16 protein-coding genes are annotated in these 22621 nt (G+C 67.1%); 10 read left to right on the forward strand and 6 right to left on the reverse strand.

From position 1 onward, the window contains the following. Window positions 1-4: 4 nt before the first annotated feature. The 3 genes from BLU38_RS28685 to BLU38_RS28695 all read left to right on the forward strand — a co-directional run bounded on the left by BLU38_RS28685 (window position 5) and on the right by BLU38_RS28695 (window position 3760). A complete protein-coding gene (locus BLU38_RS28685; RefSeq protein WP_091530409.1) occupies window positions 5-1072 on the forward strand; it encodes a threonine aldolase family protein in 1068 nt (355 codons plus the stop codon). Window positions 1073-1212: 140 nt separating this feature from the next. Then, window positions 1213-2268, forward strand: coding sequence for a class I SAM-dependent methyltransferase (locus tag BLU38_RS28690; RefSeq protein WP_091530412.1), 1056 nt, complete (start codon window positions 1213-1215; stop codon window positions 2266-2268). Window positions 2269-2809: 541 nt separating this feature from the next. Beyond that, entirely contained in the window at window positions 2810-3760 is a 951-nt protein-coding gene (locus BLU38_RS28695) for a Gfo/Idh/MocA family protein (protein WP_091530415.1), read from the forward strand. A 5-nt stretch (window positions 3761-3765) separates the two neighbouring features. On the opposite strand, the gene BLU38_RS28700 is transcribed toward BLU38_RS28695, so the two are convergent. Then, complete coding sequence (locus tag BLU38_RS28700; protein WP_091530418.1) at window positions 3766-4836, reverse strand: LacI family DNA-binding transcriptional regulator; 1071 nt, start codon at window positions 4834-4836, stop codon at window positions 3766-3768. 37 nt (window positions 4837-4873) lie between these two features. Continuing rightward, window positions 4874-6322, reverse strand: coding sequence for a bifunctional cytidylyltransferase/SDR family oxidoreductase (locus BLU38_RS28705; RefSeq protein ID WP_091530421.1), 1449 nt, complete (start codon window positions 6320-6322; stop codon window positions 4874-4876). A gap of 186 nt (window positions 6323-6508) precedes the next feature. Here BLU38_RS28705 and BLU38_RS28710 point away from each other — a divergent pair, with 186 nt between their 5' ends. Then, window positions 6509-8977 carry a CDP-glycerol glycerophosphotransferase family protein gene (locus tag BLU38_RS28710; protein WP_157683799.1) on the forward strand — a complete coding sequence of 823 codons (2469 nt, stop codon included), beginning with the start codon at window positions 6509-6511 and terminating at the stop codon, window positions 8975-8977. Window positions 8978-9017: 40 nt separating this feature from the next. Here BLU38_RS28710 and BLU38_RS28715 read toward each other — a convergent pair whose 3' ends face one another. Together BLU38_RS28715 and BLU38_RS28720 are read right to left on the reverse strand one after the other, a co-directional pair. Then, on the reverse strand, window positions 9018-12695 hold the full coding sequence (locus tag BLU38_RS28715) for a CDP-glycerol glycerophosphotransferase family protein (protein WP_091530427.1): 3678 nt from the start codon (window positions 12693-12695) through the stop codon (window positions 9018-9020). Further along, the gene (locus tag BLU38_RS28720) at window positions 12692-15409 is read right to left on the reverse strand and encodes a glycosyltransferase (protein WP_091530431.1); all 2718 of its coding nucleotides are present in this window, start codon (window positions 15407-15409) and stop codon (window positions 12692-12694) included. The genes BLU38_RS28715 and BLU38_RS28720 overlap by 4 nt, the downstream gene beginning before the upstream one ends. A 194-nt stretch (window positions 15410-15603) precedes the next feature. Here BLU38_RS28720 and BLU38_RS28725 point away from each other — a divergent pair, with 194 nt between their 5' ends. The 3 genes from BLU38_RS28725 to BLU38_RS28735 are packed head-to-tail and all read left to right on the forward strand — an operon-like array spanning window position 15604 to window position 19176. Beyond that, on the forward strand, window positions 15604-16320 hold the full coding sequence (locus BLU38_RS28725) for a class I SAM-dependent methyltransferase (RefSeq protein WP_091530434.1): 717 nt from the start codon (window positions 15604-15606) through the stop codon (window positions 16318-16320). A 29-nt stretch (window positions 16321-16349) separates the two neighbouring features. Next, a complete protein-coding gene (locus BLU38_RS28730; protein WP_091530438.1) occupies window positions 16350-18254 on the forward strand; it encodes a glycosyltransferase in 1905 nt (634 codons plus the stop codon). Between the two features lie 4 nt (window positions 18255-18258). After that, a complete protein-coding gene (locus BLU38_RS28735; RefSeq protein ID WP_197679914.1) occupies window positions 18259-19176 on the forward strand; it encodes a TylF/MycF/NovP-related O-methyltransferase in 918 nt (305 codons plus the stop codon). Window positions 19177-19200: 24 nt separating this feature from the next. On the opposite strand, the gene BLU38_RS28740 is transcribed toward BLU38_RS28735, so the two are convergent. Continuing rightward, window positions 19201-19959: a class I SAM-dependent methyltransferase gene (locus tag BLU38_RS28740; protein WP_231920082.1), complete on the reverse strand. Its 759-nt coding sequence runs from the start codon at window positions 19957-19959 to the stop codon at window positions 19201-19203. Window positions 19960-20104: 145 nt separating this feature from the next. After that, a complete protein-coding gene (locus BLU38_RS28745) occupies window positions 20105-20623 on the reverse strand; it encodes a hypothetical protein (protein WP_091530444.1) in 519 nt (172 codons plus the stop codon). A 63-nt stretch (window positions 20624-20686) separates the two neighbouring features. Between BLU38_RS28745 and BLU38_RS28750 the strand changes: the two genes are divergently transcribed. The 3 genes from BLU38_RS28750 to BLU38_RS28760 all read left to right on the forward strand — a co-directional run bounded on the left by BLU38_RS28750 (window position 20687) and on the right by BLU38_RS28760 (window position 22612). Then, the gene (locus BLU38_RS28750) at window positions 20687-21250 is read left to right on the forward strand and encodes a hypothetical protein (RefSeq protein ID WP_091530447.1); all 564 of its coding nucleotides are present in this window, start codon (window positions 20687-20689) and stop codon (window positions 21248-21250) included. A gap of 54 nt (window positions 21251-21304) precedes the next feature. Next, window positions 21305-21619 (forward strand): hypothetical protein, encoded by a 315-nt coding sequence (locus BLU38_RS28755; protein WP_157683801.1) that lies wholly within the window; start codon window positions 21305-21307, stop codon window positions 21617-21619. A 261-nt stretch (window positions 21620-21880) separates the two neighbouring features. Then, complete coding sequence (locus BLU38_RS28760) at window positions 21881-22612, forward strand: class I SAM-dependent methyltransferase (RefSeq protein ID WP_091530454.1); 732 nt, start codon at window positions 21881-21883, stop codon at window positions 22610-22612. The last annotated feature ends 9 nt before the right edge of the window (window positions 22613-22621 follow it).

The raw sequence follows: 22621 nt of genomic DNA on the forward strand, positions 1-22621 counted from the left end.
CCCGGTGACGAACGGTTTGCACGATCCGCAGACCCGAGGCTTCGCCTCGGACAACTACGCCGGCGCCCATCCGGAGGTGTTGGAGGCGCTGGGCCGGGCCAACGGCGGCCATCAACCGTCCTACGGCGCCGACGTCTACACCGCACGGCTCGCCGAGTTGCTGGTTGATCATTTCGGCGCCGGGGTGCAGGGCTTCGGCGTCTTCAACGGGACCGGCGCCAACGTCGTCGGACTGCAGGCGATGACGCCCCGCTGGGGATCGGTGATCACTGCCGCGTCGGCCCACATCCACACCGACGAAGCGGGCGCCCCGGAACGGGTCGCCGGCCTCAAGCTGCTGACCGTCCCGACCGGCGACGGCAAGCTGCGACCCGACGATCTGGAGCGGTTCCCGGTCGATCCGACCGACGTCCACCACCCGCTGCCTGCGGTCGTCTCGATCACCCAGTCCACCGAATACGGGACGCTCTACACCCCCGACGAGCTCGCCGCACTGACCGAACGCGCCCACCGGTTGGGACTGACCGTCCATGTCGACGGCGCCCGGATCGCCAACGCCGCGGCGAGCCTCGGGGTGCCGCTGCGCGCGATCAGCACCGACGTCGGCGTCGACGTGCTATCGCTGGGCGGGACCAAGAACGGCGTGTTGTTCGGTGAGATCGTCCTGGTGATCAATCCTGACGCTGTCGACGGCATCGACTACCTGCGCAAGCTGAACATGCAACTGGCATCCAAGATGCGTTTCCTGTCCGCGCAGTTCGTCGCACTGCTGGACGACGATCTGTGGCTGCGCTCGGCCGCCCGAGCGAACGCGATGGCGACCAGTCTGCGTAACGGCCTCCAACAGCGGCTGGATGCCGGAACGATCAGCGGTGTCGGCTTCAGCCAGCCGACCCAGGCGAACACGATCTTGGCCACGTTGCCCGACGGCGCAGCAGATCGGCTGCGGCAGCATTTCGCCTTCTACGACTGGGATCGGGCAGCGCGAGAGGTCCGATGGGTGTGTTCCTTCGACACCACCGAGTCCGACGTCGACCAGTTCTTGGCTGCGATCACAACCGAGCTGGGATGAACAGACCGAACACTCCGGGAGAACAACGGGTGCTTGTCTGTCCGTGGCGACCTCGTTAGTCTGCTGAGGACGGGACGGTCCCTCGGGAGCGAGGGGATTATCGGCGGCGACGATGCCACCGATGGGAGGGGTTCCTCACGATGTCACAGCCGAAGACCGCACGGGCCACATTGCCACAGGCCACGATCTCACGGGCCAAGGACTCACTGGCCAAAGTGCCACTACCCAAGGCGATCCAGAATCGTCAGGACCGCTGGGAGCTCTACAGCCGGTTGGCCCGGCGCGTCGGCTCGACCGTGGGCGGCCCGGTGGAACGACGGATCGAACGGCATCTGCTGCAGCGATCCTGGGTGAACGCCAAACCGGCGATGCTGAAGAACTACCTGGTCACGAGCTACCAGGATCCGGTGATCAACGTGCAGAGCATTTTGGCGCGGCACCACTTCATCGGCGAGGTCACCGGCGACGAACACAGAGCGTTGATGGCCGAGGAACTGGACTGGGCCGTGGAGAAGAACCGGGCACTGCGCAAACGCCAGCAGGAGTTGCCCGAGGAGTACGGCATGAGTTTCGCCGAACTCAAGCGGAAGGGCAAGTGGCGCGAGGCGTTCGCCCAGATCGTCGACGACCACGACGTGTACGCCACGAAGTGGACCGAGGCGCTGCACGGTGCCGACGGCCCACGGGTCTCGATCATCGAGGCCGCCTGCGGGTCGGCCAACGATTACCGGGCCTTCGACGGCTACGGGATCGCGCCGCTGGTGGACTACACCGGCATCGATCTGACCGAGGCCAACATCGCCAACGCACGCTCGATGTTTCCCGAAGCAGACTTCCGGGTCGGCGACGTCCAGGACATCGACGCCGAGGACGGTTCCTATGACTGGGCCGTCGCCCACGATCTGCTGGAGCATCTCTCGCCGAGCGCGTTCAACCGGGCGATCGACGAGCTGTCCCGGGTGTCGCGTCGCGGCGTGCTGATCTCGTTCTTCCTGATGCGGGACGAGCCCGAGCACCGGATCCAGCCACGTCGCTACTACCACGTGAACGATCTGAGCAAGGACCGGATCGAGGAACGATTCGCACGCTACTGCTCCGACATCCAGTGGACCCAGATCCGGCCGTGGCTGAAGGAGACCCACGACTTCGGCGACTATTACAACTGGCGCGCCTGGACCATGATCGCCAAGCACTGATCTTGCGCGCCGAACGCGCCGGGATCTCGGAGGGGCGACCAGAATCACGCCGGCTTGATCTGACCTCGCCGATTTCTCGTCTCGGGAGCGAGCCGGGCGTGAAAGTGGTCGTTGCGGCCCTCAACCACGTCTCCCGAGGAAGGCGCGCGCTCGCGGTGCCAAGAACGCACCAGTGGGCCCACCTCCCCTCGTGTGGGCCATGTTGCCCCCGGTGGTGTTGCGTTTTCGCACCTGAGCCCTGCCGGCATCCCGGCCGTCCGGGAATGCGGGCCGGTGCTCACCCGCGGGTGGCACGACGTCCTAGGATCGATCGGATGACGACGGAGTCGCAGGTGGTGGGGCAGCTGACAGCAGAGGACCGGGCTTGGCTTGAGTCGGTCACCGTTGCCGCGCTGCCTCCTGTGCCTGACGGGACGGAGCTCCTGGTACGGCGGCGTCGGATGGCTTCGGCAATAGGCGGACCGTCCGGCGGACGATGCTGGACGGGCGGTGAACTCGGCGGTCCCGGCGCTCCCGCGGGAACGCCTCCGAGGGGGACCGGATGATCAGGGTCGGGTTGATCGGGGCCGTCGACCAACGGCACCGATGGTTCCTTGCGGCGGCGCAGCGACGACGTGCCGGCGTCCGGATCGTCGGACTCAGCGAGCCCGACCCGGCAGCACGGAGACGGACCGCAGAGCTGTACGACCTGCCGTCCTGGTCCGATCATCGCGACCTGTTGGACGCGGCCGCTCCGTCGTTGGTGGCGATCGCCGGGCCTGGATCCGGTCCGATCGTGATCGATGCGCTGCAGCACAACGTTGATGTCCTGGTCGCGCCGCCGCTCTGCGACAGCCTCGAGGAGCTGGACACGATCGCCCGACTTGCCGCCGATCTGGGACACCGGGTATCCACGTCCTACACCTATCGGGGGCACCCGGCGGCCGGAACCGCCGTCGAGCTGCTCGGTCGGATCGGCCGCCCGCAACTGGTGTCACTGCTGCTCGGCGGCGAACACGACGGCACGGCGTCCCGACTGTCGATCATGGAAGCGTTCGACCTGTTCGGGCGGCTGACCGGAGGTAGGCCGGCCGGCCTCACCACGGTCACCGATGGGCATCCGGCTGCGGTCGACGATCCCGCCGAGATCCGTGCCGCGTACGGCGAGTTGATCTTGGTCGGCAGTGCCACGAACGATCGCGACGGCTCACCGTCCGATGCTGTCGGTGCAGAAGCGGTAGCCGACGAAGCGACCTTCGAGGTACGCCGCCGACCGGGCGCCGTGCCGAGCGAGGTGATCGAGATCAGTGGCCCGGCCGGAATGATCGAGTGGGAGGTCGGCAGCGGCCGGCTGCGCTCGATCCTCGACGGTCAGGATCCGGTGACACTCAGCTGCGGGCCCGCGACCGAGGCCGAATGGGTGCTGAACAACCTGATCCGCCGACGCGAGCCGATGATCGACACCGAGCATTCACTGGCGCTGAGCCGGCTGCTGCTGGCCGCCGGTCTGTGACGGGGTCAGCCCTTGCGGGTGCTGGGTTTGCGGGGCCCGGTTTTGCGGGTGCCCGTCTTGCGGGGCCCGGTCTTGCGGGTGCTGCGCTGACGGGTGCTGGCCCGGCGCATGATCCGATGCGGAATGGTGACGCTCATGATCGGCCGGTTCGGATCGGCGATCCGGGCGGCGAGCACGTCGATCGCGGTCTCGGCGAACTTCTGTTTGTCGAAGTCGATGGTGGTCAGCGCCGGCACCATGGTCGCCGAATCGGTGATGTTGTCATAGCCGACGACCGACACGTCCCCGGGCACCGACAGACCGTGGTCATGCAGCGCGCTGATCACGCCCATCGCCAGGGTGTCGGTCATGCAGACGACGGCCTCGGGGACGTCGTGGGTGTCGAGGAACTCGCCGAACCAGCGCGCGGCGTCGGTGGAATGCCAGTCCGGGCTGGGGATCTCCAGGGCTGCCTCGGCGGATATCCCGGCCGCCTCGAGGGCCTGATGGAACCCGATCAATCGGACCTGGGCGGTGGCGGTGTTGTCCGCACCGACGATCGCGATCCGTCGATGACCTTCGTCGATCAGCAGCTGGGTGATCTCGCGGACGGCCGCGGTGTTGTCGATCCAGACGTGATCGACGATGGGTTGGTCGACCTCGCCGATCAGTACCACCGGCGGCATCGCGACAGCACGCTGCACGGCGGTGGTCTCCAGCCGTACCGGATTGAGGATCAGCCCGTCGATCAGTTGTGCTCGTGCCCGCGACATCAGCTCGACCTCGCGGTCGACGCCGCCAGCAGTCTCCTCGATCTGGACATGCAGACCACGCTTGCCCGCAGCCACCACGAAGTGATGGCACATCTCCGCCGAATACGACATCCGCAGATCGGGGAGTGCGACCGCGATCATCCCGGTCCGTCCGTTGCGCAGACCGCGGGCCGACAGATTCGGCACATAGTCCAGTGCGGCGACGGCTTCCTCGACCTTCTGCCGGGTCGCCGGGCTGACCCGGAAGGTGCCGTTCAAGACGTTGGAAACCGTCTTCGGTGAGACGCCTGCCCGGGCCGCTACATCTCGAACGGTCGCGCGCATGGCCTAAACATATCCGGCCGATGGACGGCGGCGGTGCTCAGCCGTTCTGGACGGCCGCCGGGCCGTCTTCGCGGCGGATGTCGATCACGTGTCCGGTCTGCCCGGCCAGCATCACGTCCAGCGACTGGCGGGCGACGTCGGTCGAGGCCAGCAGCGTCCCTGCCGGCTCGGACCCGAACGCCTTGGTCCGCATCGGTGTCGCAGTCCGTTCCGGGTTGACGCAGTTGACCCGGACGCCGTTGCCGGCCCATTCGTCGGCCAGCGCCTGGGTCAGGTTGACCACCGCGGCCTTGGCCGAGGAGTACAGCGAATAGCCGGAACGGCCGCGGGTGTAGGAGGAGGACGTGAACAGCAACAATGAGCCCTGCGACTCGGCCAGATGGGGGAAGAACTCCTGGGCGATGAAGACCGGGCCGAGGTAGTTGATCTCCGTCGCGGAGTAGATGGTCTCCTCGCTGGTATCGGAGAGCTCGCCGCGCGGCAGCACGCCGGCGGTGTTGACGACGAAGTCGATCCGGCCGGTCTCGGCGATCACCGACTGAGCGGCGGCGTGCACGTCCTCGCGCCGATCGACATGGGTGTTGGTCGAGGACCGGGAGAAGGTCCTGACGATGGCGCCGTACTTGGCTGCCAGTTGGGCGATGTCGGCGCCGATCCCGTACGAGCCGCCGAAGACGACCATCGTCTTGCCCTTCAACGCTGCTTCGTAATGCTCGTCGGTGAGCGCTGCCGGGCGGTCGGCGGAGGCGAGCTGGAACAGCTTGTCGGCCAGATAGATGTCGATCGGCTCGGTCACCTTCATGTTCCGCTCATGACCGGCCACCACCGCGATCGGGGTGTCCGGCAGATAACGCAGCACCACCGTGCAGTCGTCGGTGGCGGTGAAATTCGGATCCTCGGCGGCGAACTCGTAGGCCTCGCGGATCACCGACAGCCGGAACGACTGCGGAGTCTGACCGCGCCGCAGCAGCGGACGGGACAGCACGTCGGCGATCACCGGCTGATCGCTGCCGACCCGCTTGCCGCCCTGCAACTCGCCGTCGACCTGGATGATGGTGTCGGCCGACGGGATGGCGGTGTCGACGGCGGTGTACTCGTCGAGGGCTCGGACGTTGGCCTCGATGATCGTCTGGGAAACCAACGGCCGGACCGCGTCATGCAGGATCACATTGCAGTCCTCGTCGCCGAGCGCGGCCAGCGCCGCCCGGGTGGTGTCGTTGCGGGTCCCGTCCGCACCCGCGCCCTCCAGGATCTGCGTCACCTTGGTGTACCCACCGGTCTTCACGATCGCGCGGACCGGATCGAGATGCCCGGGCGCCATCATGATCACGATCTCGTCGATCAGTGGCGACTGGCTGAGCGCGATGATGGTGTGCTCGATGATGGGCTTGCCGGCGATCTTGATCAACTGTTTGGGGATGTTCATCCCGACCCGGGATCCGACCCCTCCAGCGAGGATGACGGCGACGTTTCGCAGCTTTTCCACCCAGCGACCTTAACGTGTCAGGCCCGGAAACCCTCGCAGGCCGTGGCGCAGGCTCTACCCTGGGTTGCGGCCGTCCACCGACGGCGAACAGATGGCAGGTGAAGGGCGGGGACGACGAGCGTGATCCAGAGTCTCTCGGTAGTGGCCTCGCGGCTGACCGCACGGGTCTTGCGCCGGTCGGGCCGGATGACGCGGTCGCCGGAGACCGTCTCGCAGAGCAGCATCGGGCAGCAGGACCGGAAGGCTCAGCCGGCTCCGGCACCGCCCGACGTCACCGGCTGGCTGCTCGGCGCGGGCTGGGAACGGCCGGCCGCCGACGGCAGCCGACGGTTGCGGATCGACGGGGCGGGCTGGCGCACCGAAGGCAAGGGAGCCGACTCGCAGGTGATCTCGGTCACCCTGGTGTCCGATGACGACACCGTCGAGCTGATGGTGCAGCCGGTGAAGTCGGCGGCCTACAACGACCGCTCCGAGAGCACCGACAAGGACCGCACCGGCAGCGGATTCGTCGCCTTGCTGGACCCGCGGCTGCTCACCGAGCGTGAAGGGCCGGGGATCTTCTTCCGCAAGTGGCAGCTCCAGATCGCCGTCGAGGACCGGGACGGCCGGGTCGAGGGGCCGCTGCTACAGCGCGACGAGAACACCTCCGCCGGGCACCTGCACACCGCCGACGCGGGCGACGGCTGCCTGATCCTGCCGAGCTGGGACGACGACCAGGGTCTGGTGCTGACCGTCGCGCGGCGGGCGCTGACGGCCGACTCGATCTCCTTCGACGGCGACGATCTGGACGCCGTGGTCACCTGCAGAGGCGACATCGAGCCCCGGACGGCGCTGCTGCGGCGGGGCCAGGAAGTGGTGTGGCTGACGCTGTCCGCACTGCCGGACGGGCGCTATCGGGTCCGCGGATCGGTCCGGCCGCTGACTCGGAGCAGCGACAGCAGCGATGTCGAGTCCTGGTATCTGGTGCTGGCCGATGACCGGCAGCAGACCCGGATGGTGCACTGGCACGGCCATCGACCGCACGGCTATCGCGAAGCCAGTCCGGGCGACCCGCGGGTCGCCATCCGCTACGCGCCCAAGGGCGTCGTCCGGGTCGATGTGCACCGCCGACGATTGGTCGTGGACCGAATCACCGTCGAGCCCGCGGCGCAGGGCCCGCAGTTGATCATCGAGGGGGAGTGCCACGAGCTGTCGGCCGACCCTGCCGATTGGCTGCTGGTCGGCGGCCGCCGGCGGGTCCAGCCGGTCGAGCTGCAGATCCGGCCCGGTCAGGTCGACCACGCTGTCGACCGGTTCTCCGCCCGGTATCCGCTGTTGTCGGTCCCGGACTGGGGCCGGACGCCGACTGCCTTGCCGTCGGCGGACTACCGCCTGACCGAGCAACGGCACGGCGTGCCGGCACTGCTGGATCAGGAGCTGGCCGAGACGCTGATCAGCAGCATCGACACCGAGCAGAACACGCTGCTGATTGCCGGTGATCATGGAAAGCTGGTGGTCCGTACCCGGCCGCCGATGCCGCCGGGTGAACGCAGCCGCTATCGGCACCGACGCTTCGAGATCAGACACCGTAAGGGCACCGGGCAGCCGACCGACACGATCTTCCTGGACTGTTTCGACGGCAAGAGCACCGGCGACAACATCGGGCCGATCGCCGACGAACTCGCCCGCCGGCGTCCCGATCTGCGACCGGTGTGGACGGTCGCAGATCGGTCGGTCGAGGTGCCCGACGGGGTCGACTCGGTGATCTTCAAGACCGACGCCTGGTGGCGCGCGCTGACCTGGTCACGGCTGGTGGTGACCAACTGCTGGATGCCGGGCAAGTTCCTGCGGCGCGATCATCAGACGGTGTTGCAGACCTGGCACGGCACGCCGCTCAAACTGCTCGGCTTCGACCGGATCGGCACCAAACGGGGCGACGCGTACCGGCGGCGCACCACGGCCGAGGTCTCGCAGTGGAGCATGCTGATCTCGCAGAATCCTTACAGCAGCGAGGTTTTCCGCTCCGCCTACGGTTTCGAGGGCACCGTGCTGGAGATCGGCTATCCGCGCAACGACAGGCTGAGCCGCGCCGACGACGATGACCGGCGGCAGATCCGTGACCGGCTCGGGATCGGGGCCGACGAGCGGGTCGTGCTGTATGCGCCGACCTGGCGGGAGAACGCCAAGGGATTGTTCGCCGAATTGGACTTCGACGCCGTTGCAGCCGCGCTCGGTCCGGCCGGCCGGTTGCTGATCCGTGGCCATGCCAACACGATCCGTTACGGCGGCGGGGTCCGCGGTGGGCGACTGCTCGACGTCACGCTCTATCCCGACCTCGCCGAGCTCTATCTGATCAGTGATGTGATGATCACCGACTACTCCTCGACGATGTTCGATTTCAGTGTGACCGGCAAGCCGATGATCTTCTTCACCCCCGACATCGACGCCTACACCGGCACCCTGCGGGGCACCTATTTCGATCTTGCAGCCGACGCACCGGGTCCGCTGGTGGCGACCACCGACGAGGTGATCGCCGCGTTGGCCGACCTTGATCGACTCCGGACCGATCACGCCGAGCGGTACGCGCAGTGGCGGCAGCGGTTCAATCCCTATGACGACGGGCGGTCCGGCGAGCGCGCGGTCGATGCGCTGCTCGCCGATCAGGACGCCAAATGATCAGACGCCCGGTGATCAACAGTGCTGGACCGGTCCGGCGTTACGCCTCCGGCTGACGGTCGGAGAAGAAACGGCCGACGACCCGCTCGGCGGCCCTGCCGTCCTGCAGGTACTGATACTTGGCGTTGAACGCCGCCAGCTGGCCACGGTAGCTCTGCGACAGAGCCTTCAGGTCGCGTACGGCCGCGATCACCTCGTCGGTGGTGTTCAGCAGTGGTCCCGGCGCGCTGTCGGCGTAGTCGAACAGGAAGCCCCGGATGCCGCCGGTGTAGTCGGCGAGGTCGGGGACCAGGAACACCATCGGTCGGCCGGTCAGCGCGAAGTCGAATCGCAGACTGGAGTAGTCCAGCACGGCGACGTCGGAGGCGAGGATCAGATCGTTGATCTCCGGATAGTCGGTGACGTCGAGGATCCGGGCGGCGTCCCAACCGCGGTCGGGCCGCTTGGTGTTGAACCGGTGGCCGCGGAGCAGGAAGACGTACTCGTCGCCGAGTGCTTCGGAGGCGGCATCGACGTCGAGGTATTCCACGATGGCGGCCGAGGTGTAGCTGCTGGCCAGGTGGTCACGCCAGGTCGGCGCATAGAGCAGGACCTTCTGGTCGGGCCGGATGCCGAGCCGCTCCCGTACCTCCTGGCGCCACTGGTCGGCACGGTCGTCCAGCAGGGCGTCGTCGCGGGGATAACCGCGGTTCTCGATCGGCCCGGCGTAGTCGTACTCCTGCCGGTAGTGCACATCCATCGCCGGCGCCGGCGTCAGGATCAGATCCCAGCCGGCGCTGGTCCGTTCGAGCTCGATCTGCTGGCGGAGCGGGGTGAACTTCTTGGCCCGCCACATGCGCAGCCCCATCGACTTGGCCGGATAGCCGTGGAAGGTCTGCAGGAACCGCTGCTCGGGACGCTTGCGCCACCACCGGGGGAAGTCGACGTTCTGCACCAGGTGGGCCGCGGTGGTGACGATCCGATACCACTCCGGGCTGTTCACCAACACCGGGATGCCGCCCTCCGGCAGCGGGGTGGACGGATCGTTGACGCCCCAGTAGAGCTTGAGCTCGGGATGCCGGCGGCGCAGCTCCTGGTGGATCGCTGCCGGGCTGTCGGTGGCGACACTGCCGTTGTAGCTGAGCAGGTAGACGGCCTGTTCGTCGATCGGTCCCGGATCGGACAGCGCCTGTTGCTGCAGCCGGTACTGGGCGTACGCGCCGGAGTCGGCCACCGGAATCGGCACGCTGAGCGCGAACCCCGGGGCCCGGCTCGGCTTGCAGATCGGCCGCATCCGGACCTCGTCGGTCAGCCGGAAGCTGAGCATGCCGTCGATGAACGCGGCGCTGACATGCAGCTCAGGGGCGAAGCCGGACGGTTCGTCGGTCTCCTCGCCGGTCGCGATCGCGTTATCGGTGAGGAAGAAAAGGTACTCGTCGCGCGGCACCAGACGCTCGTCCAGCCCCCACGGTGTCCAGCGCAGCGGGATGTCGGCGGTGAACGAACCGTCCGCCGCGGTGGAGATCGCACCGGCCGTCTCGCAGCGGGAACCCCGCGCGGTGAGCCGCAGGCCGGCGTCGTCGGCGGGCTCGGCCCCCAACCAGCGGCCGCGAACGACCACCCTGCCGGCGGCGAGGTCGACGTCGTCCAGGATCGCCGACCGCTCGGACTCGTACAGCATGGCGTTGCCGTACTCGCTGCGAGTGACGACGACCGAGCCGTCGCCGACGCCGAGCCAGCCGTCCAGCAGGCTCGGCTCCGGTTCGGCGGGCCAGGCGATCGGGTGACTGCCCTGATCGGTGATCGCCCGCAGCTTCCAGGCCCGCGGCGAGTCGACAGTGGGGCTGGGCAGGTCGAGGGTGGCGATGCCGTCCTTCAGACCGGCCGCGGCATGCCGCGGGCCGGCGTCGGCGACCACCGATTCGACGGAGCGGCCGTCGCGGGAACGCAGCCGGAGCTGGACCCGACGGCCGTCGACCTGGGCCGAAACGAGCCGGACCGGTTCGGCGTCCCGGACGACGAGCTCGAGCCGGCCGCCACCGCGTTTGACGGCGACCGTCGGCCCGGCGACGGTGACCCGGCGCGGCTGATAGCGGCTGCCGATCAGGCCGGCCGATCCGCGATTGTCGAAGCTCATCGCGTCGGTGCTGCGGGTGATCGTGCCGACCCGCACGGTGACCTCGAGCCGCCAGCGGCCGGTGGTGAGCCGGCTCAGGTCGGACTCGACCCGGAATCCTCCGCGGCGATAGTCCTGGTAGCGATGGCCGATCGACATGTTGGCCTGTGGGTCCTCGACCGGGATCACGTCGGTGGGCACCGGCTCGATCGAGTCGTCGCGCTTGTCCTCGTCGTCGTAGCCCAGCCAGCGGGCGGTGACCTCGGGGGTGATGTCGGACAGGTCGACCAGCTGGATCCGGGCCAGCACATCGACCGCGAGCCGGTCGGCAGCGACGATGCGGACGTTGCGGACCCGTACCCGTGCCGGCGTCTCGTGCTCGGCGAAGGCCAGATCGGTGGCGTCGACCACCGACGCGGCATCGGCGTCCAGCGGGAACTCGGCGTACACCCCGCCCTCGTCGACCCTGGTCAAGACGTTGTCCTGCTCGAACCAGCGGTCGGCGACGAACCGCTCCAACGCCGGTCGTCGGTCGGCCAGCAGCAGCCGCAGCTTGACCCGGGACTCGGCCCGGGTCTGCGACCAGGCCCGGTCGCTGATCGCCTCCAGCAGGCCGGCGGTGAAGCTGCGCAACGCCTGCCACTGCTCGTCGGTCATTCGTTCGGCGTCACCGAGGAAGGTCTGCAGCTGGTGGTCGATGACGCCGGTCGCCCAGTGGTCCAGCAGTGCGGCGCCGATGGTGGACTCGAGCGTACGCAGCCGGCGCCGGGTGGTGCTGGCGTCGGACAGCCAGGCCGACAGATCGGCCGTGGAATCGTAAAGCTGTTCCACCGGCGTTCCGAAGGCCCGGTTGCGGGGCCGGTAGGTGGTGCTGGTGATCACGTCGAACGCGACGGCATGCTGGAAGGCCGCCAGCACGACGTCGGACTCGCCACGGGCACCGGCGAAGGTCAGCCGCGACCTGCGCCAGAACGCGCTGCTGAACAGCCGATTGCCCAGTCCCGAGTCGGCGACGGCCGCCGGGAACTCGCGCAGCGTCACACCGTACCGGCGGCGGTCGTGGACCCGGTCGTCCCGCGGCAGGATCGAACGCATCACCGAGGTCGGGTTGCTGACCCGGCCGATGACGAAGTCGGAGTCGCTGCGTTGCAACGCAGCCACACCGTCCCGGATGGCCTTGGCGGGCAGCACATCGTGTCCGCGGAGGAACGCCAGATAACGACCGTGCGCAGCGCGGGCGCCACGGTCGCGGGCAGCAGCGAGATCGGGCGGCTGTGCCGACATGATGTGCACCGCATAGTCGGAGCGGGTCCACCGCGCCAACGCGGCGCGGACCTGCCGACCTTCCGGTCCGTACGGCACGACGAGGATCTCCAGGTCCCGGTGGGCCTGCCCGACCACCGATTCCATGGCCTCATCCAGATAATCCAGATCCTCGGCCGACACCGTCACCACGACCGTGACCAGCCGGGAGTCGCCGCGTCGTCCGGCAACCTCCCAGGTCAGCTCACGACCGGTCCGCCGGGCGACGTCGCGGCCGGCCCGGACGAACCGGCGGACCGGGTCCGGAGCGCGCCGGTCGATCGCCCGGAGCGATTTCACCAGCCGTCGTGGCCGTCTCAAGCCGACTCCTTGCCCGCCTCGCGCCAGTACTCCTCACCCGGGACGATCCGCTGGAACCACGGCTTCAACGAGTCCGCCCAGTGCAGCAGCTGCGGTTCGCCGATCGGACCGCGGGTCGGGACCACGTGCCAGTCGGCCGGCACCTCGGTACGGTTCGGGCCGGCGTAGAAGCTGAGCAGTTCCCGCAGGCTGAGCCCGAACTCGGCCAGATAGGGAACGAACGCCTCGGTGAAGCCGTCGGCGCGCAGACCGGCGAGATCGAGCAGCAACACGTCGGTGGTGTAGGAGTCGAAGTCGAAGGCGTGCCGGCCGTGCGCGGTCCGGCGCAGGTCGGCAGCCAGCTCGGTCCGGTCACGGAGCCGGTTGGCGGCGGCATGGATCAAGGCGAAACCGCTGCGACCCTTGACGGTCCTGGTGGTCGGCGCAGCGAACCGGTGCTCGCCGAGGTCGAGGTCGTACAGCGCCGACAGATCGCCCTGCACGATCGCGTCACCGGACAACACCAGCACCCGGTCCAGGTCGGGCAGCAGATCGGGCAGCAGGCTGACATCCAGATCACGCTTGGAGACCGGCTTGCCGTTGGGCTGCTGCAGGGATTCGCCGAGGTCGACAGTGGACAGCACCCGCACGGTCACCCCCGGCAGTCGACCGGCCAACCAGGCCTGATCGACGGGTTCCTTGGCGCGGGAGATGACGGTCAGGCCGATCGGACGGCTGCTGGCTGCCGACGCCGTGCCGACCATCCGGATGAGCCCCTGTTCGAGACGTTCCCGGCCCTGTTCGCCGACATGGACGACGAGATCCAAACGCTGCGGATCGTCGGCTGCGCCGCTGGTTTCGTCGGCTGCACCGCTGGTTTCGTCGGCTGCGCCGCTGGTTGTCCCGGCAGTCGTACCGCTGATCGCCTTGGCCGCGGCATCGCTGAGTAGCTGGGGATCGTGCGGTGCGAAGGCCGCCGGCTCGCTGTGCCGGGCGCGGGCGAACGCGACGTCGTCCTTGTTGATCTCGTGCCAGGCGGCGTACACCGTCTCGGCGTCGTCGCCGGCCAAGATCCGGGTGAAGATCGCGTCCAGCTTGGTCAGCATCCCGTTCCGGATCGCCTCGAACGCCTCATCGGTGATGTCCTGCAGGCCCTCGAAGCGAGGATCGGAACGGTTCTTCGGTACGAAGTCGACCTCCATGCCGAGCGACCGGGACGGCAGGTAGCCGTGCAGTCGGGAGGTGACGACCTTGCTGTAACCGGTGCGATAGGTCTCCAGCAGTTCCACGGCGTCGTTGACGTTGCGGACGAACGAACGGAACCGGATCTTGTCGCTGCTGTGCTTGAAGACCTTGCCGCCGGCCGGCACCGCATCGTCGGGGACGTCGACGTAGGCGACCGGTGCGTCGGGGCCGGGACGCTGCTCGAGATCGGCGAAGACCGTGCTGGTGGTGGTGGTCAGGCAGCCGGAGAAGAACGCCTCCACACCGACCGACAGCAGGATGTCCACCGTGGTCCAGTCCCGGCAGCCGATCGGCCCGAATTTCTTCAGGTATTCGATCGCGTCCGGGGTGAGCAGATCCCGCTTGCTGCAGTGGAAGGAGACGAAGATCGGCAGCAGGTTGTCGTGGAACGGGAACCCGCACCGCATCTCGTAGATCGGGTGCATGAACCAGCCGAAGCCCAGCGTCCAGGTGTTCGGCGGGATCGGCGAATACATCGAGGCGTCCCGGTCGACGGTGAGCAGTTCGACCTCGGCCGGTGCGCTGTCCAGTCGCAACCGATCCGGTACTCGGTCGCCGAGCCGCTTCATCAGCTCCAGCAGATCGTCCTCGCCGTGATAGTGGACGTTCTGCCGGCGGACCAGATGGCCCAGTGAGGCGATGCTCTGGACGTGGTCGCCGATGTTGGCCGAGGCGCGGCTGCGTCCGGGGTGTCCGTAGTCCATCACGGCGAAGGAGACCCGGCCGTCCGGGACGGCCGGCGCCGATGGGGAATCGGGGTCCTTGGCGACCCAGGGCCGCAGCCAGTCGCGGTGCTGCTCCAGCAACGTGTCCGGTGCGTTGGCGGTGTCGGTGGCCCGATCGAAACGCTCGTACAAGGTACGAGCCAGGTCGGCGCTGCCGTAGCCGAACAGGGTCGAGGTGGCGTCGAACCAGCCCGCGGGGGAGACCTGCGGTGAAGGAGCGGCGGCCAGCTCGGTCAGCGCGGTGTGCACCGTGTCGGGGTCGGACTCCAGGCCGGAGACGACGTACTCCTTCAGTGCGTGCCGGGACCACAGCTGGGTCGGCACCTCCTGCAGGTAAGCCCAGGCCGCGGACTGGTAACCCCGCTCGAACGCGACGATGGCGGCGACCAGCGAGCCGAGTTCCCGGGTCTCCTCCGACCGATGCAGCGCCTCGGCCGCGGAGATCGCAAAGGCCGAGTCGCCCTCCTCGATCAGACCGCGGGCGAGCGAGACGACCTGCGGTGCCCGCAGCGCACTGCGTGGCACCTCGCGTCCCATCGCGATCACCCGGAGCGGGTTCGGTGGCGGCCCGGCCGGCTTGGCGGCGGGCTTCTTCGCCGCAGGCTTCTTGGCCGCCGGCTTCGTCGGCGTGGATTTGGCGGTTGCCGGCTTCTTCGTGGGCTGTCCACCGAGGACGCCGGTCGACTCGAGGCGACGCAACACGGCCTTGATCCGGGACTTTGCCGGCGCGGGCAGATGGCGTGCGAGTTGGCGAGGGGTGGGCATCGAGCTCCTCGTAGGTACTACGGACAAGGCTGGGTGCTGCCGTCAGGACCGGTGTACTGCGGTCAAGACTTTTTGCGGTTCTCCTGCGAACAGGACGGGGTGAGCGTATCCTGACAGGCCGTGCGTGTCGTGTTCGACGCGGCTGGGCGCGACGCATAGCCTGTCCGGAATCGTTCTCGGCTGAGAGGTATTCCGTGTCCCAGCGCAAGAAGCGTCCGTGGTTCGTGAACGCGTCCCGCGTCCGGCTGTCTCAAGTCAACAAGAAGTTCGCCGCCGGCACCAAGAAGGGCATGGTCGTCCTGGATGCCGGTGCGGGCCGGGGACCGTATCGCAAGCTCTTCAAACACGCACAGTACGAGGCCGCCGACTTTGCGCAGTTGTCCACCGGATACACCCAGCTGGACTACGTCTGCACCCTGGATGACATCCCGGTCGAGGACCAGCGGTTCGACCGGATCCTGTTCAATCAGGTACTGGAGCACATCGACGATCCGCCGAAGGTGCTCGCCGAACTGTTCCGGGTGACCAAGCCGGGCGGCAAGATCCTGTGCACGGTGCCGCTGTTCTTCCAGGAACACCAGCCGCCGTACGACTACTTCCGCTACACCAAGTACGCCCTGGTCAAGCTCTTCGAGGAGGCCGGCTACAGCAACGTCAAGATCGGTTGGCTGGAAGGCTACTTCGGCACCATCTCCTACCAGTTCCATCTGATGAGCCGTTGGCTGCCGGCCGATCCGCGGGAGGTCGTCCAGGGCTGGCGGCTGATCTACATGGCGCCGCTGCTGGTCGGGACCCGGGCGTTGGCCGGCTTCCTACGAGGCGCCTTCTCCCGGGCCGAATTGCGCTGGAAGTACACCAAACACGGGATGCCGAAGAACTACGTCGTACGCGCCGACCGACCACAGGCCTGACCGATCCGGCTCCGGGTACTGTGCTCCCCATGTTCGAGCTCGATATGCCCCAGGGCGCCTACTACTCACTGAGCGGAGTGATCCGCGCCGACGCCGGTGGACAGACCCGTGCACTGCTGATGCGCAACCGGCTGTTCGCGCAGTACACCTCGATCCGGCCGACGGTGTTGACCGTCGACAGCCAGCCGGTCTATCCCGAGGTCCGTAAGGCGTTGCGGGCGGCCGGCCAACTGGTGCCCGGCATGACGATGCTCAACCTGTACGAGGATCTGCGGGTCGCCGACTTCACGGCCGAGCCGCCGGTCGGTGAGCCGTTGGAGGATCTCGACCGGTTCGAGGCGCGCCCCGAGCCGCACCCGGACGGGTCGGTCTACCGGACCCGTTACGTGCACCGGGAGAGCAAGGCGCCGCAGGCGATCGACTACCACCGGCCGGACGGCAGCAGGTATCTGCGGATTCCCGAGTCCGATGCGCTGAAGCAGAGCCAGGGTTACGTGCTGCTCAACGAGAACGAGCAGCCGATCAAGCGATTCCAGAAGATCGGCGAGCTGTATCGCTTCTGGTTGCACTGGCTGACGCCGGCCGATCAGCGGGCGTTCATCATCAGCGACAGCCGGTTCACGCTGGCCCACCTGGTCCCGTTCAAGTCGCCGCGTTTCCACGTGATGCACCTGATGCACAACGTGCACACCGGGATGCCGCGGTTGTGGAACTCCAAGTTCGCTCCCAGCTACGGCCCGCTGCTCAACGATGTCCGCTACATCGACGGACTGGTCACGCTGACCCCGACCCAGCGGCAGGACGTCATCGACCGGTTCGGCCAGACCAACAACCTGTTCGTGGTGCCCAATCCGGTCGAGTTGCCGGAGCGGCCGAGTACGCCGCCGGCGCGTGATCCGAAACGGTTCGTCGCCGTCGCCAGGCTGGAGACCCAGAAGCGCCTGGAGGACGCGATCCGGGCGTTCGCCCGGGTCCTGAAGCGGGTGCCGGATGCGACCTTCGACATCTACGGCAAGGGCGCGTTGGAGGACAAGCTGCAGCGCGAGATCGATGATCTCGGTGTCGGCCATGCGGTCCGGCTGGTGGGCTACGACCCGAATGCCCGCAACACGTTGTGGACCGCCACCGGCTTCCTGATGACCAGCCGCAACGAGGGTTACCCGCTGGCCACGCTGGAGAGCATGAGTCACGGCTGTCCGGTGATCAGCTACGACATCAAGTACGGACCCAAGGACCAGATCACCGAAGGCGTCGACGGTTTCCTGGTCCGGCCCGGTGACCTGGACGGCTTCGCCGATCGGGTGGTCGAGCTGGCCGAAAATCCGGAACTGGCCCAGCGGATGAGTGAGGCCTCCTACAAGAAGGCCGAGAAGCACGATTACCGGGCCTTCCTGAAGGACTGGCGTGCCGTGCTGACCAGTGTGGTGAAGCAGAAGAAGAGTCGCGTCACCATCACCGGCATGAAGCTCAGCGAGACCTCGGTCGAGCACGAGATCGGCCTGGGCAGCAAGCGGATCCGCCGGCCGGTGAACGCGACGAGTGGTCGTCCGCACACGTTCCTCGTGGGTGGCCGGCTGGACATCGAGATCTCCGGCGACAAGGGCGGCCTGACGGCGTCCGACGTCGTCGTCCATGCGGTCTGTGACAAGACGGCAGCACTGACCCGGGTCCCGGTCACGTTCAGCCGGAAGGGGACGACGGTCCGTTTCGAGGCGACCGTCGATCCGCAGCAGGTCTTCGACGAGTTGGGACCGGACTCGACGACAGCGCGGCTGCGGTTGACCTACATCTGCAACAACTTCAGCTGGCGTGCCGACCTGGGACGCGAGGCACGCCAGCCCGGTCCGTACGAGATCAACTTCGACCGAACTGATCGACTGGTGCTGGGGCACACGCCTCGGCAGCATCCGGATCCAGCACGTGGTGAGGTGTAGGAACATGAACGAGCCGACAATGAAGCGGCGACTTCGCTCCGTGGGACGACAGGGCCGAACCGTGGTCACCCGCGGCAAGGCCGTGCTGCGACGGGCGGTGGGCCCGGACGAGGAACTGCAGGCCAAACTCGATTTCGCCAACTCCGAGGTCAGGCGGCTGCGTTCGTTGGTCAAGGCCGAACGCAAGACGTCGGCTCGTTGGAAGAAGGAACTGCAACTGACGCGGCGGTCACTGATGGATCCGCTGCCGCGGGCGGAACTGCCGGACGGTGTCGCCGAAACCATCGAACGGGCCCGCGGCGAACGGCTGTCCTACCTCGGTATCCCGGAGCTGACCGTGCTCGCCCGCCAGGTCCACGACGCCGACCTGGCCGGCCGGGAGGGCTTGATCATCGAGGCCGGAACGGCACGCGGCGGGTCGGCGATCGTGATGGCCGCAGCCAAGGATCCGGCCCGGCCGATGAAGGTGTACGACGTCTTCGATCAGATCCCTGCGCCGACCGACGCCGACGGCAGTGACGTCAAGAAGCGATACGAGCAGATCCAGGCCGGTGGTGCTCGCGGTGTTGCCGGCGACACCTACTACGGGTACCGCGATGACCTCTACACCGAGGTCACCGAGTCGTTCGCCCGGCTGGGGGTGCCGGTCGAAGACAACAACGTCGAACTGGTGAAGGGCTTGTTCGCCGACACGATCGATCTTGATCAACCCGTCGCCTTCGCCCATCTGGACGGCGACTGGTACGAGTCGACGATGACCTGCCTGGAACGGATCGTCCCGCTGCTGTCCCGTGGTGGCCGGATCGTCCTGGACGACTACTTCCACTGGTCGGGTTGCCGGACCGCTGTCGATGAATACTTCGCCAACCGGAGCGGGTTCCTGCTGGAGCGACGTAACAAGGTGCACGTGATCAAGCTCTGACTCCGCGACGCCGGGCCCTTTTGATCATGGTCCGTCCACGGAGGGCTTCGTCCACACCGAGATGCTGGACGTGCTGTCCCCGGTGAACGGGGACCTGTCCCAGTCCGCGTACCGGTCGGTGAGCCGGAGCCCGGCCATGGTGGCCATCACGTCCATCTCCGACGGCCACACGTAGCGGTGCGGTGTCCCGCCGGAGCTGATCATCTTGCCCTCCCGAAACGTGTAGTGGTGGGAGACCAGTCGCTGCGAGACCAGGTCGTAGTCATCGATGATCAACAGGTCCTCGGTCGCCGTTCCGGGGACGAGCGTCTGGCCCGCCGGCAACTGACGCAACTGTGGAACCCAGACCTCGATCACGAACCGCCCGCCCGGGCGAAGGTGCCGCGCAGCGTTCTGGAAGCAGGCGATCTGCTCGTCCTGGTGCAGCAGACAGGTGATCGCGTTGTAGACGATGTAGATCAACTGATAGCCGGTGCCCGGCGGGTCGTCGACGGCCATGCTCCCGACGGTGGCCGGCAGCCGGCCCGCCGGGACCGCTCGGTGCAGGACATCGATCATCACCGAGGACACGTCCATCCCGTCGACCGGGACGCCACGGCGGTGCAGTGGTACGGCGATTCGGCCGCCGCCGATGGCGAATTCGAGTGCAGTGCCGTCACCGGCCAGGTCCTGGAGGAAGTCCAAGGCAGGTGAGATCTCGTCGGTCTCCGCGACGTCGTCCGGGCTGTAGCCGGCCGCGATCCGATCCCAGAGTTCGCGTTGTTCGGCGCTGGAGTCCTGCACGTTGTTACTCCTTCCGACGCCAGCAGTCATCGTGGAGACACTGTCGCAAAGCCGACCAACGAAGCCCACTCGTTTTGTCACAGTGGCCGAAGCAACCGGGTGCCGCGGAACGATCGCAGCCGCGGAATGCTGCCCGCTGGTCTCCTCATCGACCGAGTTTGACGACACCGAGAACTGTCGTCGCCACGTCGTCGGGGACCGCGAATCGGAAGCCGTCACGTTTGGGGTCGGCGCGGCCGTGGTAGCGATGGAGGACTGCGCGAAGCTGCGCGGAGTCGTAGATCGTGACGATGTCGAGCCGCGTCGGGCGACCGTGGACCTCGATCGATCCGTGGTAGAAACCCCAGCTGAGATCGGCGAAGAGTCTCATCCGCGGTGTGACGGTCCTGCGCATGCCGAACAGATCGATGTGCTTGCCCTCGATATTGGCGTAGCGATCGCCGGCACGGTTGGGGTCGTAGCGATCGGTCCCGGTCGTCAGAATGATCTTGATCAGATCATCAACGCTGAGCGTTGGGTGATCATCGGCGCTGCCGCCCCGGGCGACGATCCGGCGGCCGGCGAACCGGCCGCGAATGACGTCGTCGACTCGTCTGCCGATCGCGCCATGATCAGGTTCGGCGTCGACCGTGTAATCAGCCAACGGAACCGTCAGCACCGTCATCTGAATCCCGCCCGGTGACCGATCCGGTGCGAGCGCGGTTTCAGCCTTTGACAGGATGCAGAGGTGAAGCAGGGGGATCTGGGGCTCGACGTCAAGCAGTTGACCGAGCGCCAGGAGTGGCTGCAGTCATCCGCTCATGCTCTGATGGACGAGGTTGGACTGAGAGCAATCCTGGAGACAGCGGGTCGAGTGTGGCCGGGCGGCAGTTTCGATCTGGGACTGATGGTGTGGCCGGACCTCGACATCGAGGTGATCACGACGTCGCCGCCGCAGCCAGCCGTCGTGGTCAACGTTCTGCAAGAGCTGGTGCTGACAACCGGGATTCGCAAGATCAACTATGCCGACCATCGCGCGCCGACGGACAGCGGGTTGCCGACCGGCGTCTACCTCGGCCCGGACGTGGAGTTCCGTAGCGTTGCGTGGCAGGTCGACCTGTGGTTCATTGACGCCGACCAGGCAAGGGAGCGCCGACGACTCCACGATCGGATCCGGGATGGCTTGGACGAGGCGAACCGCAGATCAATCCTGCAGATCAAGCAGGTCGCCGCTGCGAGTGACGGCTACCACCGTGGCGTGAGCAGCGTCGACATTTACGAAGCGGTTTGGACCACGGCGTCAGCTCGATAGACGGGTTCGTTGACTACCTCGCTCAATCGGGCCGCAAGTTGTAGCCGGCGCCCGGTGATCGACCCCACGACCACCGTCGATACTTGTGGTGTGGAGCCTGTTCTGGATCGCCGGCCGCCGTTTGAGGCGGTCCTTGAGTTGCTGGGCAGGGAGGATCCCAAAGGTCTGCTCGCGATCGGCGCGCCGATAAGCGAGTATGACCTTGAAGCCGATGAGATTGCTCGTCGGTTGCGGGCTGGTCAGCCGATTTCCGACGAGGTGCTGGTCGAAGTCTGGGAGCGATGGTTCGGGCCTGGCAGCGGATATGTGCGACGGACCTCGAAGTCTCAGGTCAGCAAGCTCGCTGCACACCTTGACGCGTTGCATTGACGCGGACCGGTGCCCCAGTCCTGGATGAACTGGCCGTGGTTTACCGGTAACACGACGTATTCCAACCCCGTGAATGCGTCCGTAGGTCGCCTCCTTGCGGGCATCGGAGCCGGGCGGGGCAAACGGCCACCTGCTCACGCCGCAGCGAGCGCGGTGGCTCCTGTCCCGGTGGTGGAACCTCTAACGGGCTAGCTCGGCGATGAGTGACGCGATACGTTGATCGCTCATCCCTTGTCTTGGTCGCAGAAGAGGTCTGTCCGCATGTCCACGATCAGCAACTCCGACGCGATTGCCGCTTGGTCGGCGATGCCGGCTGACACCGTTGAGTCCTACGACGCCCAGGGCGACTTTCCCAAGCGCCACCTGATGAACGAGCACCTGCTTCGGCTGTTGGGGCCACTCGACGGACGGAAGGTGCTCGATGCCGGTAGCGGTGAGGGTTACTTCAGCAGGTTGTTGGCTGAACGGGGAGCCGAGGTCGTCGGTGTGGAGCCGGCCGACGTGCTGCTGGCCCGCGCTCAGACGATCGAGCGGGAACGTGGTCAGGGAATCACGTACGTGCGGGCCGATCTGTCGACTTTGCCCGAGGTGGGCCAACCTTTCGATGCGGTGGTGTGCAGTATGGTGCTGCTCGCCGTTCCCGATTTGCAGTCGGCAATGTCGGCGTGCGTTGATGCAATGAGGCCGGGCGGCCGGTTTGTCTTCTCCATCACTCATCCGGCCTTTGAGAACCTTTATGGAACGTGGCGACAGCACGGCCACTATCGCCTCGACCGCTACTTGGAGGAGTACACGCTCCCGGATGGGTACGCACCCGACTTCCACCGGCCCCTGTCGGCCTACCTCAAGGTGCTCATCGGCCTCGGTTGCCGCATCACTGAAGTGTGCGAGCCGGGCCTTGATCCGCAGGTCGCGCGAGAGAGCGGAATCGACGCGATCGATGCCTACGTCGCGCTGCCGAACTTCCTGATTATCGCCGCTGAACGCGACTAGCTGTTGGGT

This window comes from Microlunatus soli (assembly GCF_900105385.1).
Taxonomy (GTDB): Bacteria; Actinomycetota; Actinomycetes; order Propionibacteriales; family Propionibacteriaceae; genus Microlunatus; species Microlunatus soli.